The sequence below is a fragment of the Corynebacterium sanguinis genome, assembly GCF_007641235.1.
In the GTDB taxonomy this organism is placed as follows: Bacteria; Actinomycetota; Actinomycetes; order Mycobacteriales; family Mycobacteriaceae; genus Corynebacterium; species Corynebacterium sanguinis.
Window position 1 is genome coordinate 1,905,264 of sequence record NZ_CP038157.1, and the last position, 15,479, is coordinate 1,920,742.

Here is a 15,479-nt window from a genome sequence, read left to right on the forward strand (position 1 = left end):
ATCCGGCAGGAGACCCCCTGTGTGACCTAATGGTCAAATGATGGTGTTAGTTCTTCACCATCTGGCGCAGCACGTACTGCAGGATACCGCCGTGGCGGTAGTACTCAGCCTCACCAGGCGTGTCAACGCGAACCTTGGCGTCGAACTCGACCGTCTCGCCGCCTTCCTTGGTGGCGGTGACGTGGACGGTCTCCGGGATGGTGTCGCCCTCGTTGAATGCGGTCACTCCGGAGATGTCGAAGGTCTCGGTGCCGTCGAGACCCAGGGTCTCGTGGGACTCGCCCTCCGGGAACTGCAGCGGCAGAACGCCCATGCCGATGAGGTTCGAGCGGTGAATACGCTCAAACGACTCGGTGATGACGGCCTTGACGCCGAGCAGGTTGGTGCCCTTTGCAGCCCAGTCGCGCGAGGAGCCGGTGCCGTACTCCTTGCCCGCCAGGACGACGAGCGGGATGCCAGCCTCAGCGTAGTTCTGGGCGGCGTCGTAGATGAACGCCTGCGGTGCACCCTCCTGGGTGAAGTCACGGGTGTATCCACCGGCCTCTTCCACCAGCTGGTTGCGCAGGCGGATGTTGGCGAAGGTACCGCGAACCATGACCTCGTGGTTGCCACGGCGGGAACCGAAGGAGTTGTAGTCCTCGCGCTCGACACCGTGGGAGTCGAGGTAGTTCGCGGCCGGGGTGCCCGGCTTGATCGACGAAGCGGGGGAGATGTGGTCGGTGGTGACCGAATCGCCCAGCTTCGCTAGAACGCGTGCACCGGAGATGTCGGTCACGACCTCCGGCTCCGTCGGCATGCCGTCGAAGTACGGTGCCTTGCGGATGTAGGTGGAGTCCTCGTTCCACGCGAAGGTCTTGCCCTGGGGGATGTCCAGGCCCTGCCACTGAGCGTCACCCTTGAACACGTCGGCGTAGTCAGCCTCGTACATTTCGCGGGAGATGGTGTCGGAGATGGTCTTCTCGATCTCCTCCGGCGACGGCCACACGTCCTTGAGGAACACCTCGTTGCCCTCGGAGTCCTGGCCGAGCGGCTGGGATTCGAAGTCGAAGTCCATGGTGCCGGCAATCGAGTAGGCGATAACAAGCAGCGGGGACGCGAGGTAGTTCATCTTCACGTCCGGGGAGATGCGGCCCTCGAAGTTACGGTTGCCGGAGAGAACAGCCGTCGCGGTGAGGTCGTACTCGTTGATGGCGTCAGAGACCTCGTTCGGCAGCGGGCCGGAGTTACCGATGCAGGATGCGCAGCCGAAGCCGGTGAGGTAGAAGCCAACGGCCTCGAGGTCCTTCCACAGGTCCGCGCGGTTGTAGTAACCGTCGACGACCTGGGAGCCCGGAGCCATGATGGTCTTGACCCACGGCTTAGCCTTCAGGCCCTTCTCAGCAGCCTTGCGGGCCAGCAGCGCCGCGCCGACCATGACGGACGGGTTGGAGGTGTTGGTGCAGGAGGTAATTGCCGCGATGGCGACCATGCCGTGGTCGACGGTGTACTCGCCGCCCTGCGGGGACTCGACGATGACCGGCTTGGAAGCGCGGCCCTCAGCACCCTCGGCAGCGGACTCGCCGTTGCCCGGCCAAGACTCGTTGTAGGAGACGGTCTCAACCGTCTCGGCGCGGACCGGCTCGAACGTCTCGTTGCCGGCGTCGTTGTAGTCCGGAAGCTGGTTGCGGAAGGTCTGCTTCGACTCGGACAGCAGGATGCGGTCCTGGGGGCGCTTCGGGCCGGCGATGGACGGCACGACGGTGGAGAGGTCGAGCTCGAGGTACTCGGAGTACTCAGCCTCCGGAGCGTCCTGCTCGAGCCACATGCCCTGCGCCTTGGCGTACGCCTCGACGCGCTCGATGGTCTCCTTGTCGCGGCCGGTCAGCTCGAGGTAGCTGATGGTCTCCTCGTCGATCGGGAAGATCGCACAGGTCGAACCGAACTCGGGCGACATGTTGCCGATGGTGGCGCGGTTGGCCAGCGGGATCTGGCGAACGCCGTTGCCGTAGAACTCGACGAACTTCTGAACCACACCGTGCTCGCGCAGCATCTCGGTGATGGTGAGCACCACGTCGGTTGCGGTCACGCCGACCGGGATCTCACCGGTGAGCTTGAAGCCGACGACGCGCGGGATGAGCATGGAGACGGGCTGGCCGAGCATGGCCGCCTCTGCCTCGATGCCGCCGACGCCCCAGCCGAGGATGCCGAGGCCGTTTTCCATGGTGGTGTGGGAGTCGGTGCCGATGCAGGTGTCCGGGTACGCAACGCCGTCGTTGTCGAAGACGACGCGGGAGAGGTACTCGATGTTGACCTGGTGGACAATACCGGTTCCCGGCGGGACGACGCGGAAGTTGGAGAAGTTCTCCGCACCCCAGCGGAGGAACTGGTAGCGCTCCTCGTTGCGCTGGTACTCGATCTCGACGTTCTTATCCAGAGCGTCGGAGGTACCGAAGGCCTCGATGATCACGGAGTGGTCAATAACCATCTCAGCCGGGTTCAGCGGGTTGACCTGGTCCGGGTTGCCACCGAGGGTGGAAACGGCCTCGCGCATGGTGGCGAGGTCGACAACACAGGGCACACCGGTGAAGTCCTGCATAAGGACGCGGGCCGGGGTGAACTGGATTTCGATGGAGGGCTCTGCGGCCGGCTCCCAGTTCGCGATCGCGTTGATGTGGTCCGCGGTGACGTTCTTGCCATCCTCGGTGCGCAGGAGGTTCTCGCCGAGAACCTTCAGGGAGTAGGGAAGCTTCTCCATGCCGTCGACGGCGTCGAGTGCGTAGTAGTCGTAAGACTTCCCGCCTACCTCGAGCGTGCGCTTGGCGTTGAAGGAGTTCTTGCTTTCAGCCACAGTGAGCTCCATTTCTCGTCGTTAAACCAATGTGAGTCAAATACGACCCATTGGGGTGGTCAATGCCTATCTTAGGGGCACAGTCCACCTCTCGGCGCTTATATTAACCCAACGGCTGCAAGGTTTACGCACTGAGCGCGTGCTTCGGCACTGGCAGCGACACACAACCGGGGGTAGGGGAGTAGGCGTCGACACGCCGGGGCGCCCTTATCCTCGGCGCAGGACACAGCGCTGGGATAATGGCGAGCGCACCTGCGCCCGTGGCGGCGCGTCGTTACTGCCGTTAGGAGGCCGCCGAATGATTCCCGCGGACACGGATATGGAGTCGTTGCGCTCGCAGCTCCTCGACGACGGCATCGCCTTCGGCACCGACAATCCCGTCAACCCCGGGCTCGAGGCAGCGCTTCACGACGCCCTCAGCAACGCCGACACCACAGCCATCGACCCCGTCGGGGTGGTCGTGCTGGAAACGACTCCGCTGCAGCCGGCGGACCTGCGCGACGTCGCCCAGGACCTCGTGCTGAACACCCCTTTCGAGACGGTGATCATCCGCACCCCGCATGCTGCGTCCGCGGTCAGTGAGCACCTCACGCGCCACCAGATTGAGACGGCGCAGCGCGCCATGGTCGCGGAGCCGGACTACCCGGCGGGCCTGCGCCTCTTCATCGACACCGCGCAGTCGACCTCCTGGAACTGGGCCCTCATCGCGCTCGCGGTGATCATCGGCCTCGCTGTTGTGGCCGGCATTTCCGCCCTTCAGGCGCGGGTCAAGGCTTAAGACTTCACCAAACTATTACAGGGTGGGTGTGACTAATGTCACTCCGCTCTTAGGCGTGTCGCGTTCACGCTGGGTAGTGCGCCCTTGGGTCACGTTATAAACCTTGACGCCTGTGAAAGTTGGTAAAGGTTGTGCAACAGATTGATTAAGTGGCGTATGGTTTCATTGTCGGCTCGCGAGTCGGATTTAACTTCAATCTCACCATCAATCACATCAGCTACACGCGGTGTTTTTAGTACGGGCATGTGGGGAAGCACGCCAAACACTAGCGATGGCCGGGAGTAGAAGGGCGATCAGTCTTGCGGATCGGCTTAAGTAGTCAGTCAATAGTCAACGCGTGTCCAGCCCCTAGCCTTGTCTAGTCAACAAGGCCGATGGGGTGAGGCCGGTGTGGGCCCTGTTCGGTTTCTCAGCGCCTCGCAACCGTGCCTCGTCGCGACGCGCGCCGTGAGGAGCCCTTGTGGATACCCATGCCACTGGCATCCGACGACGCTGGTCGCATCTCACGACCCGCATCGTTGCATGCTCGACCACCATGTCCTTGTTGTGTGCGGCGGGTGCCGTTGTGCAACCCGCGGCACAGGCGCAAGAGCAGAGCGCCTCGTCGCTCGTCGCCGCCATCTCGTCTGCCCAAGCCCGCATCGATTCTCTCGACGTCACCATTGGAGACCTCACCGAGAGCGTCAACCAAGCGCTCGTCGATCTTTACGACGCCCAGGCGGCCGCAGAGCAGGCCCGACGCGGCGCCGAGGAGGCGCAGCGTCGCCTGACGCAGTCGCAGGCCGACGTCGACGCGGCACGCGCGGAGCTCGAATCACTGACCCGCACCCAGTACCGCAACGGCGGCAGCCCGTCTCCGCTCGCCGGCTTGGGAAGCAGCGATGCGCAGCGCGATCTGCTCGACCGCTCCATGTTCCTGCGCCAACAGATTGAGGAGAAGCAGGCGAAGCTCGACAGCGTCGAGCGGGCCCGCACAGAAGCTGCCAACGAGGAGTCCCGCCTGCGCCTCGCCTCCGAGCACGCCGAGAGCACCGCCCAGGCCGCGGCCGACGCCGAGAGCCAGGCGCGCTCCACTCTGGAGACAAACCAGGCCGAGCTCGACGTTCGCCTCGCCGAGCGCGACAGCGCCGTCGAGCAGCACAAGGCCTCCCAGGAGCAGTTGGCGCAGGTTAGGCCCGAGGCCGCGGCAGAGCCCGCCACCGAACCCGCCGCTGAACCAGCCACCGCGCCCGCCACCGAGCGTGTCGACGCCCAAACTCTCAGCGAGCTGGAAAGCGCGGTCGAAGACACCGTAGAAACCACCGTGGCGGAGATTGCCCCCGACGCGCCGGCCCCGAGCGAGGAGCAGGTAACCCAGGCGGTGGAAACCGCGCTGACCCTCTACGGCGGTGACGCGTCGGCAAGCGAGGACCTGTCATCCCAGGCGGCGTCGATCGCCGCGGCGGCCGCTCTTGTCGGCTCCTCGCAGGCGGCGCACGGCGGGTTTGAGAACCCGTACGGAAGCAGTAGCAGCGAGCTCATCGCCGCGTTTTCCAGCGGCCTGTCCTCCGTGCTGTCCCCGGATGTGTCGTCGGCTCCCAGCCCGGATGTGTCCTCCGTGCTGCCGGACGTGCCGACGGCGGAGGAAGTGTCCAGCAACATCGCCGATAATCTCCCGGCCGCCCCGAACTCCTCGAAGGTGGAGACCGTAATCGCGCGTGCGATGGCGACGGTCGGAACCCCCTATGTGTGGGGAGGCGGTGACGCCAACGGCCCCACCTACGGCGTTAACGGGGGCAGCATCAAGGGCTTCGATTGTTCTGGGCTCGTCCTCTACGCCTTCGCGGGCGTGGGTATCTCGCTGCCGCACTACACCGGCTACCAGTACCAACGCGGCACCCAGGTCGACCCCAGCCAGGCACAACGCGGCGATCTGCTGTTCTGGGGCAACAACGGTGACAGCCACGTCGCCATCTACCTCGGCGATGGCACGATGATCGAGGCCCCGTCGGCGGGCCAGACCGTGCGCGTCTCCCCAGTGCGCTGGTCGGGTATGTCCCCGAAAGCCGTGCGCCTGCTCTAACATCAGGTACATGGCATTGAACGACTACGACGCACTCCTCGTTCTTTCCTTCGGTGGACCCGAAGGGGAGGACGAGGTTATTCCTTTTCTTGAGAACGTAACCCGCGGGCGCGGCATCCCCCGCGAGCGCCTCGCTGAGGTGGGCGAGCATTACTTCCACTTCGGTGGGGTCAGCCCAATCAACCAGCAGAACCGCGAGATCATCGCCAACATCGAGAAGGAACTGGCCGCCCGCGGCCACGACCTGCCGGTCTACTTCGGCAACCGCAACTGGCACCCGATGGCCGAGGATACGGCCAAGGAGATCCAGGCCGCCGGGCACAAGCGCGTGCTGGTGTTCGCCACCTCCGCGTGGGGCGGCTACTCCGCCTGCCGCCAGTACGACGAGGACATCCTGCGCCTGCGCGAGATCACACCGGAGATCGAGTACACCAAGCTGTGGCAGTTCTACGGCCACCCCGCCTTCGTCGAGCTGATGGCGCGGCCGACGCGCGCCGCGTGGGAGGCCGCTGACCAGTCGGTTTCCCGCGTGCTGTTCACCGCGCACTCGGTGCCCAACGCCGCTGACGACTCCTCGGGCGGGCCGAAGGACCCCAACCTGTACTCCCGCCAGGTCGCAGAGGCCTCCCGCCTCGTCGCCGAGGCCGCGGGCATTTCCGACTACGAGGTCGTCTGGCAGTCGCGCTCCGGCAACCCCGCCACCCCGTGGCTTGAGCCCGACGTTGTCGACCGCTCCCTCGAGCTGGGCAAGGAGGGTGTCAAGCACATCGTGTGCGTCCCGATCGGGTTCATCACCGACCACATGGAAGTGGTGTGGGACCTCGACACCGAGCTCAAGGACGATTGCGCCGAAGCGGGCATTACGGTGGATCGCGTTCCCACCGTCGGTCTCGAGCCGGGGTTCGCCTCAATGGTGGTGGACATCGCCGAAAACGTCACCCAGAAGGAAAAGCCCGCCACCTTGTCAGAGGTCACGGTCCAGGGCTGCACGGTCAACGGCTCGCCGTGCGCGCCGGATTGCTGCATGATGCAGCGCCCGGGCATGCCGGCGCCGAGTCACCCGCAGAACCCGGTGGTCTAGCGGTACGCCCGATCCCACGCCCTCTGGTAGTCACGCACCGCGTCGGCAACGCCGGCCATCCGGGCGGTGCGGATGTGACGCCAGAGGGCGAAAAGCTGCGGGTCGAAGCTGTGGTCGTTCGCGCGCTCAGTCACCGTTTCGACGATCGCAGCGACGCGATCCGCCCGCGCAAAGATCTTCGCCGCCCGCGGCGTCACACCCCTCGGCAATCCGGGGGTGTCGTAGAAGTCCGCGATCGAGCCCACGGTGAGCCGGGGGTTCGGCAGGTCGGTGCGCGCACCGCCGGCTGCCTCGATGAGCACCGCCGCGTCCTCCGTCGCCCGCGCCAGCAGCGCGTCCGCCTCGCCGGGGCTGAGCCACGACGGCTCCGGGAGCCGCTCCGTCTCCTCGAACCAGCGCCAGGCAACGCCGGCATTCTCAACGTCGTAGTGGGGCACGAGCACGTGGGAGAGGCCATCTTCGCCCTTGATCACGAGCGCGCCGGCTGGCCCGAGCGCCTGCGCGGCGGGGGAGCCGGCACGCAGCGTGGCCGCCTGGCCCGGCCCCCACAGAATCAGGCGGACTACAGGCTCGCGTGAGCTCAAGTCGGCGCTGGTGCGGGCGTCGAGAAGCAAGGCGGCGATGCCCTCGTCGCGGTAGATGTGACGGCCGCCGAGGTCGGTCAGCGCCGCGGCCGTCTCGTCGGTGGACTCGGCGCCGTAGAGCCACGCGGCGAGCCACACCGCGGTGTTTTGCAGCGGGGAGTAGACGCCTGCTCGGATGTGCATGAGGGGCAATGGTAGCGCACCGCCGCGCGGTAGACTGAGCCGACTATGACACGTAACGACCCCTATGGCTCAGATATCCTCAAAGGCCACGCCCGCCGACGCAAGCCCGCATACCCCGAGGTCCAGGCCGAACCGGGCATCGTCGTCGAGGTCGTCGGCTCCGATTTCGTGGGCGCAGTCATCGCGTTCGATCGCACCCACGATGGCGACTTCGTCCGGCTCGAAGACCGGCGCGGGACGCAGCGGCTGTTCAAGATGCTGCCCGGGGCGTTCGAAGTCGAGGGCCACCGGGTTACGCTGACGCGCGCCGTCGCTGAGCAACAGGCCCCCGCGGTGTCGAACTCGGGGTCGCGGCGCGTCGAGGGGGTGCGCGCGAAAGTCGCGATGCCGAGCCGTATCTGGGTTGAGGGCATCCACGACGCCGCGATTGTGGAGAAGGTGTGGGGCCACGACCTGCGCGTCGAGGGAGTGGTGGTGGAGTACCTCGAGGGGCTCGACAACCTCGCGGCACGACTGGAGGAGTTTCAGCCCGGCCCGGGCAGGCGCATCGGCGTTCTCGCCGACCACCTCGTCGAGGGCAGCAAGGAGACCCGGCTCGTGGAGAACGTCGGGCCCGACGTCCTTGTCACCGGCCACCCCTACATCGACATCTGGGCGGCCGTGAAGCCCGCGAGCGTGCGCATTCGCGAGTGGCCGCAGGTGCCGTACGGCGAGGACTGGAAGCAGGGCGTGTGCCGCCGGCTCGGCTGGGGCGACACCTCGGAAGGGTGGCACCGCGTGTACTCAGCCGTGAACACGTACAAGGACTTGGACTACACGCTGATCGGGGCCGTCGAAAGGCTCGTTGACTTCGTCACCAACCCGCAGCTCAAAAAGTCGGACCTCTGACGCATGTAAGGTGGCGGGTGTGGGCGCAATCGTTTGGTTTATCGCAGCAGCAGTACTGGCTGGCCTCGAACTGGCCGCCGGTGAATTCACGTTCCTTATGCTCGCCGCGGGTGCGCTCACAGCAGCCGGTGTCTCGTTAGCGGGGATCCCCCTGTGGGCTGAAGTCGCGGTGTTCGTCGCGTCCTCGGCCGCGTTCTGGTTCTTCCTTCGCCCCTACCTGCACAAGCAGTTCCACAAACCAGGGGCCTACGACGACAGCCCGCGAGCCCTCGTCGGCGCACGCGCCGAAGTGCTCGAGGACATCACCCCGCACGGCGGGCAGGTGCGTCTCGACGGCGGCATCTGGTCCGCCCGCTCGCTCGACCCGTACGAGACCATTCCGGCTGGAGCGCACGTTACCGTTTCGGATATCGACGGCCCCGTTGCGGTCGTCTGGAAGGAGCCCTAGTGGGCGCAATAGTTGCAGCCGTCATCATCATCTTGCTGGTGGCGATCCTGTTCAGTTCCATCAAGATGATCCAGCAAGGCGAGGCCGCGGTCATTGAGCGCCTTGGCCGCTACACCCGCACCGTCTCCGGCGGAGTGACCCTGCTCGTGCCGTTTATCGACCGCGTTCGCCAGCGCGTCGATACGCGCGAGCGCGTCGTGTCCTTCCCGCCGCAGGCCGTGATCACTCAGGACAACCTGACGGTGGCCATCGACATCGTGGTCACTTTCCAAATCAACGACCCCGCCAAGGCGATCTACGGCGTGGATAACTACCTCGTCGGCGTGGAGCAAATCTCCGTCGCTACGCTTCGCGACGTCGTCGGCGGCATGACCCTGGAAGAGACCCTGACGTCGCGCGAAACCATCAACCGGCGCCTGCGCGGCGAGCTCGACGCCGCGACCGCGAAGTGGGGCCTTCGCATCAGCCGCGTTGAGCTCAAGGCGATTGATCCGCCGCCGTCCATCCAGCAGTCCATGGAGATGCAGATGAAGGCGGACCGCGAGAAGCGTGCGATGATTCTTACCGCGGAGGGTAAGCGCGAGTCCGATATCAAGACCGCCGAGGGTGAGAAGCAGGCCCGCATCCTTTCCGCCGAGGGCGAGAAGCACGCCGCCATTTTGTCCGCCGAGGCCGAGCGCCAGGCGATGATCCTGCGCGCCGAGGGCGACCGCGCCGCAAAGTACCTCTCCGCGCAGGGTGAGGCCCGCGCGCTGCAGAAGGTCAACGCCGCGATCAAGTCTTCCGGTGTCACGCCCGAGCTGCTGGCGTACCAGTACCTGGAGAAGCTGCCGGAGATCGCGAACAACGAGGCCGCGACGATGTGGATGATTCCCTCGCAGCTCGGCGATTCGCTCGAGCAATTTGCCAAGGCGTTCGCGCACAAGGACGACGACGGCGTCTTCCGCTACGAAACCTCCAGCGTGGACCAGGAGACCAAGGACATGGCCGGGGTGGAGGACACCGACCGCTGGTTCGACACGTCCACCGACCCGGAGTTGGCCAAGGCGCTGGCCGAGGCTCGCGCCGTGGCCAACAAGCACGTCGACGCCCCGGACCCGACGATGGATCGCCCCGAGATCGAGCGCGCCGTCACCGCCAGCCGCGACCTTGAGCCGCGCACGCGCGTGCAGGAGCCGGTGGTTAATCCTGTCACGGAGCAGGACTCCTAGTCCAGCTGGGCAGCCCGCCTGATCAGATTGAGCGCGAGTGTGACGCCGGCCTGCTCCGCCTGCCACCCGGCCGCCTGAAGGCGCTGGCTCATCGCCTGCTTGGAAATGCCCAGCGCTTCGGCAGCCTCGTTTTGGTTCATGCCGCGCCGCACCAGGGCCGTGGCCTCCCGGCCCTCGAGGGTGCGCTTGAGCAAAACGTGCGCGATCAGCGCGAACGTGGCCGCGATGTCCGCGGCCGCGCTGCCGTCCGCCTCGGTGCTCACACCCACACTTCCCGGCTTGCGCCCGGCCGCCTCGGTCGCGGCGCTCAGCGCCGGCCCGCGCACGGTGATGCCGAGCCCGATAGTCCAGTTACCGTCGGACAACAACGCCATGATCACGTTCAGCGCGTCGTCCGGCGTGTCCACGTGCGCGCGGATGTCCTCCACACCAACGACCTCGAACGTGCCCACCCCGGGAAGCGTCGACAACGCCTCGGCCGAGCGCTTCACAAGCTGGGCGCGGCCCTTTTCTTTGCCCCGGTAGCGGGCGTGGACGGCGATCATATCGGTCTAGTCTAGCGGGTTTAGTCGGCGCGTCGGCAGGGTGGCGTCGAGAAGCAAGCCAGCGGTCCCGACGACCGCGAGCACCCCCATGATGACCAACACAACGGGGTTCACCTCGCCGGTGAGCGCATCGCCGAACACCGCCACGATCGCCGTGTTGGGCGCGGACCCGACGAGGGTGGCCAAGGTGAACGCGCCGAGCGGCACGCGCGAGAGCGCGGCGGCGTAGTTGAGGATGGAAAACGGCACGACGGCGATGAGCCGCAGGCTCGCGATCGCCAGCCACCCGCGCTGCTCAAGCCGCCGGTTGAGCGATTCCATCGCGGGGTGCTTCAGGCGCGGCTCCACGAAGTCGCGCAGCAGGAAGCGCACCACGAGCAGCGAGATCGCCGCCGCCACCGTCGTTGCGCTCAGCGCGATCACGATGCCCCACGCCGTGCCGAAGAGCACCCCGGCCGAGATCGTCATCACGGTTCGCGGGATGGGGAACTGCGTAACCACGACGTAGAGCACCCAGAAGAGGATCGGGAACCAGGCTCCGGTTTGGTCGGCCCAGGTGCGCAGGACGGAGAGCGGGGGGACGTCGAGAAGCATCCATGAGGCGATGAATAGGGCAGCGGCGACCGCGATGAGCGCAAGCCGGGATCTGCTCATGGGGTCCTTCCAATGCAAAAACCGGCTCCGTGCAGGGGAACCGGTGGGTTGTGCCCGAGGGGGGACTTGAACCCCCACGTCCGTTAATAGGACACTAGCACCTCAAGCTAGCGCGTCTGCCATTCCGCCACCCGGGCTGGGTGTTCTAAGCCTTTCGGCTTGGCACCTGGATAACTATAGGGGCAGCCCCGCGTTGCGCACAAATCGCCAGCTCACCCCGCTTATCGACGCCCCACCCAACGCCAAGGTCTTCCACCGTTGTCATTTACCCGGCGAACATATTTCGGTATGAATTGAGATATGAGCAACTACAACGATTCCCGTTTCCCCGGACCCGACCCCTATGCCCCGCTGAAGGACCTGCCGACGTTTACGCTAACGTCGACCGACATCGTCGACGGCGAGAAGCTCAGCGAGGCGCTGGTCGGCGACGACGCCACCTCGCCGCAGCTCGCGTGGTCCGACCTGCCCGAGGGCACCAAGTCCCTGGCAGTGACCTGCTTCGACCCCGACGCCCCGACGGCCTCCGGGTTCTGGCACTGGTCCGTATTCAACATCCCGGTCAGCGTCACCGAGCTGCCATCCGGCGCCGGCGCCAAGGAGGACCTGGGCGTGGGTGCCGTGACCTTGACGGGTGATTCCGGTGTGACGGCGTTCTACGGCGCGAATCCGCCGGAGGGCCACGGCCCGCACCGCTACCTGTTCGCCGTGCACGCGGTCGACGTCGAGGAGCTGCCGGCCGACGAGATCGCCAACCCGACGCAGCTGGGCTTCAACCTCTACTTCCACTCGATCGGTCGCGCGATTCTGTGGGGCTGGTACGAGAACTAAACGGACGCGTCCGGTAGTCTCAATCGGCAATGATTCCGATTCAACTTCGCGTGGGTGGGGCGTTTCTCGCCCTCGCCGTCGTTTTAGTGATCTATGCCGCCGTCGCCTTCTTCCGCGGCCAAGCGGTCTTCGAGATCACCCCGCAGGTGCTCACGATCGCGGCCGCCGCGCTTCTCTTCGGAGCGAATGCCACGTTCGTGCGCGGCCAGAGCCGCTCGCGCGCGCAGGTGGTGGCTCTCGTGGTTGCCGTGGGCCTCGTGATCCTCGGCGTTCCTTTGCCCGCAGCGACGATCTTCGCCACCCCGACCTACTGGCTGCTGCTGTGGGCCGGGGCGGCGGTGGTGTGCGCTCTTATTCTGCGTCAGAGCGCCACGTAAGGCCGCTGCCGACCGCCTCACCGATGGAGCTGAGGCCGTGAGCACGCACCTGCGCAGCGAGCCCGGTGTGGATCTGCCGGATCCAGCCCGGACCGCCGTAAATAAACGGCGTGTAGCCCTGCAGCAGGCTCGCGCCGGCCGCGATGCGCTCCCACGCCTGCTGCGGGGTGGAAATTCCGCCGACGCTGACCAGCACGAGCCGGTCGCCGACGCGGGTGTGGAGCCGCTTGAGCACCTCTAGCGAGCGCTCGCCCAGAGGGGCTCCCGAGATACCACCCGCGCCCATCGCCTCCACCTCGGCCGCGTCCGTGGCCAGCCCGTCGCGGGAGATGGTTGTGTTAGTGGCCACGATGCCGTCGAGGCCCAGCTCAAGCGCTAGGTCCGCCACCGTGTCGACGTCCTCGTTGCTCAGATCCGGGGCGATCTTCACCAAAATCGGGGTACTCGTCGCCTCCGCCACGGCACTGAGGATCGGGCGCAGTTCCTCGACAGCCTGCAGGTCCCGCAGCCCGGGGGTGTTGGGGGAGGAGACGTTGACCACGAGGTAATCCGCCAACGGGCCCAGCACCGTCGCCCCGGCGCGGTAGTCGGCCACGGCGTCGGTGGACACTTTGTTTTTGCCGATGTTCACGCCGACCACGGCGCGCGGCGAGCGCTCGTCCAGACTGGTCGCGGCCGCGAGCGCGCCGTCGTTGTTAAAGCCCATGCGGTTGAGGATCGCCTTGTCCTTGGGAAGCCTGAACAGCCGTGGCGCGGGGTTGCCCGGCTGCGGCTTCGGGGTGATCGTGCCCACCTCCGCGTAGCCGAAGCCCACCGCCGGCCAGGCGTTGATCGCGCGGGCGTTCTTATCAAAACCCGCGGCCAGGCCTAGGGGAGCGGGGAAGGTGACACCGAACAGAGTCTGCTCCAGCACCGGGTCGTGGACGCGCACGACGCGCTCTATCGCCCGGTTCAGCGGCTTGGCGACGTGCAGCGCGCGCAGAGCGCTACCCATGACCCCGTGGATGCGCTCGGCGGGGACGCGGAACATGACCGCTAGCGCGGCGTCGTAGAGGCTCATGACGTTTTCTCCTTCAGGCTGCTCTTTTCCTCCGGCGTGATCACCTGCAGGCCGTCGCCGGAGGCGGATGCGATGACCAGGGTGCCGTCGTCAAGCGTGACCATGTTCTGCGCGTCGGCGATGGTGCGCGCCTCGGCGGCCTTCAGGGGCACGCCCTGGGAAATGTCGTAGCCCTCGGCGGTGTTCGTCGCGGTGGAGGTAACCCAGGCCAGCGCCGATTCGTCGTCCCACGTCACTCCCCACGGGCTTTGCGCGACGGGCGCGGACTGCTGCAACCGAATGATGTCGGACACGGTGTAGACCAGCAACTGGGAGCCCGTGTTGTCGGCGGCGAGCACGAGTCCGTCGCCGCCGGTGGCGACACCGCCGACGCCCAGGCCCACGCGCAGCGTCCCGCCCTGGCGCCCGCCTTCGAGGTCGAGCTCTTGGATCGTGGTGTCGAAATGGTTGACGCGCACGGCGGTGTCCGCAGCGCCCTCGCGCGGGACCGTCAGAAGCTGGTCGGTCTCGCGGGCGACGCCGAAGTTGCTCACCTCGTCGCCGTCGCGGTAGATGCGTACCGTGCGCTCGTCGGCGGATCCGGTGACCACGTCGCCTGACGCCGTCACCGCCGCGACGGAGGCGGGGGCGGGGGTGTCGAAGCTGCGCTCGCCCGTGGAATCGAAGATGCGCACCTGCGACCCGCAGGCGACGACGAAGCTGCCGGCCCGGGCCGAGGCATCGCCGCAAGCCGGATCGAGCTGATACTCCGTGGCCGTTCCCGAGGTGACTTGCTCAAAGGTTCCGACGGTCAAAGTGTCGCCCGCGCGCACCGCGAGCGTATCCCCGGTGGCGTCGAGGTCCTGCACCGCGGCGAAGTCGACGACGCGCCCGGCCGGGTCAGTCGCCGGCGGCGAGGGCTGTGCTTCGGCGTTGCCCATATTCACAGCCAATTCCCCGGCGTCGCCGCCGCCCGCGGCTGACTGGCAGGCAGACAGGCCCACAGCAGAGGCGAGGAGGGTACCGGCGAGCACGCAACGTCGTAGGGTTATCACGCCTCCTGACTATAGCAACCGCTATCCGGGGGTAGCCTGATTGCTCATGAACGCAGCAACCGCCGCCGCGGAGCAGATGAGCTGGCTCCAAGTAATCGTCCTATCCGTCGTGCAGGGGCTCACGGAGTTCTTGCCCGTGTCCTCCTCGGGGCACCTGCGCATCGTCTCGGAACTCTTCTGGGGCCAAGACGCTGGTGCGAGCTTCACCGCCGTGATCCAGCTCGGCACCGAGCTGGCCGTGCTGGTGTTCTTCGCCAAAGAGATCTGGCAAATCCTGACCGGATGGTTCGCGGGGTTGTTCAACAAGGACAAGCGCGGCTTTGACTACCGCATGGGGTGGATGGTCATCGTCGGCACGATCCCAGTGGCGCTGCTCGGCGTGCTGCTCAAAGACCTGATCCGCGAGAACTTCCGCAACCTGTGGATCACCGCCACGGTGCTCATCGTGTTCTCCCTCGTGTTCATCCTCGCCGAGCGCTACGGCAAGAAAACGCGCGGCTACGACGAGCTGACCATGAAAGACGCCGTAATCATGGGCCTGTGGCAGTGCCTGGCGCTGATCCCCGGCGTGTCGCGCTCCGGCGGCACCATCTCCGGCGGCCTGTTCCTCAACCTCGACCGCGAGGTGGCAACCCGTTTCAGCTTCCTGCTCGCCATTCCGGCCGTGCTCGCCTCTGGGCTGTTCTCCCTGCCCGACGCGTTCGCTCCGCAGGCCGGCCAGGCGGCGACGGGCATGCAGCTGCTCGTCGGCAGTGGTGTGGCGTTCGTGCTCGGCTACGTCTCCATCGCCTGGCTACTGAAGTTCGTGGCCAACCACTCGTTTGCCTGGTTCGCCGCCTACCGCATTCCGCTGGGCCTTGTAGTGATGGCGCTGCTCGCGGCAGGAGTGATGAGCCCGCTGTAGGGGCCGATGTAG

15 protein-coding genes and 1 tRNA gene are annotated in these 15,479 nt (G+C 66.3%); 9 read left to right on the forward strand and 7 right to left on the reverse strand.

All coding sequences use genetic code 11. The features are described from left to right. Nucleotides 1-46: 46 nt before the first annotated feature. Nucleotides 47-2,827, reverse strand: a complete 2,781-nt coding sequence (gene acnA / locus E3227_RS09220) for an aconitate hydratase AcnA (protein ID WP_211346225.1) — start codon at nucleotides 2,825-2,827, stop codon at nucleotides 47-49. Nucleotides 2,828-3,125: 298 nt separating this feature from the next. Here acnA and E3227_RS09225 point away from each other — a divergent pair, with 298 nt between their 5' ends. From E3227_RS09225 to E3227_RS09235, 3 genes are all read left to right on the forward strand, one after another. Next, nucleotides 3,126-3,605, forward strand: coding sequence for an Rv1476 family membrane protein (locus tag E3227_RS09225; protein ID WP_006840297.1), 480 nt, complete (start codon nucleotides 3,126-3,128; stop codon nucleotides 3,603-3,605). A gap of 535 nt (nucleotides 3,606-4,140) precedes the next feature. Further along, the gene (locus E3227_RS09230; protein ID WP_144318252.1) at nucleotides 4,141-5,667 is read left to right on the forward strand and encodes a DIP1281 family NlpC/P60 protein; all 1,527 of its coding nucleotides are present in this window, start codon (nucleotides 4,141-4,143) and stop codon (nucleotides 5,665-5,667) included. 10 nt (nucleotides 5,668-5,677) lie between these two features. Continuing rightward, on the forward strand, nucleotides 5,678-6,748 hold the full coding sequence (locus tag E3227_RS09235) for a ferrochelatase (protein WP_144318253.1): 1,071 nt from the start codon (nucleotides 5,678-5,680) through the stop codon (nucleotides 6,746-6,748). Here the strand turns inward: E3227_RS09235 and E3227_RS09240 are convergent. Continuing rightward, on the reverse strand, nucleotides 6,745-7,515 hold the full coding sequence (locus E3227_RS09240; RefSeq protein WP_136652554.1) for a hypothetical protein: 771 nt from the start codon (nucleotides 7,513-7,515) through the stop codon (nucleotides 6,745-6,747). The two genes, E3227_RS09235 and E3227_RS09240, sit on opposite strands and share 4 nt — an antisense overlap. Nucleotides 7,516-7,560: 45 nt before the next feature. Between E3227_RS09240 and E3227_RS09245 the strand changes: the two genes are divergently transcribed. The 3 genes from E3227_RS09245 to E3227_RS09255 are packed head-to-tail and all read left to right on the forward strand — an operon-like array spanning nucleotide 7,561 to nucleotide 10,062. Next, nucleotides 7,561-8,403, forward strand: a complete 843-nt coding sequence (locus E3227_RS09245) for a DUF3097 domain-containing protein (protein ID WP_144318254.1) — start codon at nucleotides 7,561-7,563, stop codon at nucleotides 8,401-8,403. A 19-nt stretch (nucleotides 8,404-8,422) separates the two neighbouring features. Next, nucleotides 8,423-8,851: an NfeD family protein gene (locus E3227_RS09250; protein ID WP_144318255.1), complete on the forward strand. Its 429-nt coding sequence runs from the start codon at nucleotides 8,423-8,425 to the stop codon at nucleotides 8,849-8,851. Next, nucleotides 8,851-10,062 (forward strand): SPFH domain-containing protein, encoded by a 1,212-nt coding sequence (locus tag E3227_RS09255; RefSeq protein ID WP_144318256.1) that lies wholly within the window; start codon nucleotides 8,851-8,853, stop codon nucleotides 10,060-10,062. The genes E3227_RS09250 and E3227_RS09255 overlap by 1 nt, the downstream gene beginning before the upstream one ends. On the opposite strand, the gene E3227_RS09260 is transcribed toward E3227_RS09255, so the two are convergent. The 3 genes from E3227_RS09260 to E3227_RS09270 form a co-directional block, all read right to left on the reverse strand. Beyond that, nucleotides 10,059-10,607, reverse strand: coding sequence for a MarR family transcriptional regulator (locus E3227_RS09260; RefSeq protein WP_136652558.1), 549 nt, complete (start codon nucleotides 10,605-10,607; stop codon nucleotides 10,059-10,061). The two genes, E3227_RS09255 and E3227_RS09260, sit on opposite strands and share 4 nt — an antisense overlap. 6 nt (nucleotides 10,608-10,613) lie before the next feature. Beyond that, nucleotides 10,614-11,261 (reverse strand): TVP38/TMEM64 family protein, encoded by a 648-nt coding sequence (locus E3227_RS09265; protein WP_144318257.1) that lies wholly within the window; start codon nucleotides 11,259-11,261, stop codon nucleotides 10,614-10,616. A gap of 51 nt (nucleotides 11,262-11,312) precedes the next feature. After that, nucleotides 11,313-11,398 (reverse strand) — tRNA-Leu (locus tag E3227_RS09270). A gap of 163 nt (nucleotides 11,399-11,561) precedes the next feature. Between E3227_RS09270 and E3227_RS09275 the strand changes: the two genes are divergently transcribed. Beyond that, a complete protein-coding gene (locus E3227_RS09275; RefSeq protein WP_136648432.1) occupies nucleotides 11,562-12,092 on the forward strand; it encodes a YbhB/YbcL family Raf kinase inhibitor-like protein in 531 nt (176 codons plus the stop codon). 29 nt (nucleotides 12,093-12,121) lie between these two features. Next, entirely contained in the window at nucleotides 12,122-12,469 is a 348-nt protein-coding gene (locus tag E3227_RS09280; protein ID WP_144318258.1) for a hypothetical protein, read from the forward strand. Here E3227_RS09280 and E3227_RS09285 read toward each other — a convergent pair. Beyond that, nucleotides 12,444-13,529 (reverse strand): quinone-dependent dihydroorotate dehydrogenase, encoded by a 1,086-nt coding sequence (locus tag E3227_RS09285; RefSeq protein WP_144318259.1) that lies wholly within the window; start codon nucleotides 13,527-13,529, stop codon nucleotides 12,444-12,446. The two genes, E3227_RS09280 and E3227_RS09285, sit on opposite strands and share 26 nt — an antisense overlap. Continuing rightward, on the reverse strand, nucleotides 13,526-14,563 hold the full coding sequence (locus E3227_RS09290; RefSeq protein WP_144318260.1) for an NHL repeat-containing protein: 1,038 nt from the start codon (nucleotides 14,561-14,563) through the stop codon (nucleotides 13,526-13,528). The genes E3227_RS09285 and E3227_RS09290 overlap by 4 nt, the downstream gene beginning before the upstream one ends. A 46-nt stretch (nucleotides 14,564-14,609) precedes the next feature. Between E3227_RS09290 and E3227_RS09295 the strand changes: the two genes are divergently transcribed. After that, the gene (locus tag E3227_RS09295; RefSeq protein ID WP_144318261.1) at nucleotides 14,610-15,467 is read left to right on the forward strand and encodes an undecaprenyl-diphosphate phosphatase; all 858 of its coding nucleotides are present in this window, start codon (nucleotides 14,610-14,612) and stop codon (nucleotides 15,465-15,467) included. The last annotated feature ends 12 nt before the right edge of the window (nucleotides 15,468-15,479 follow it).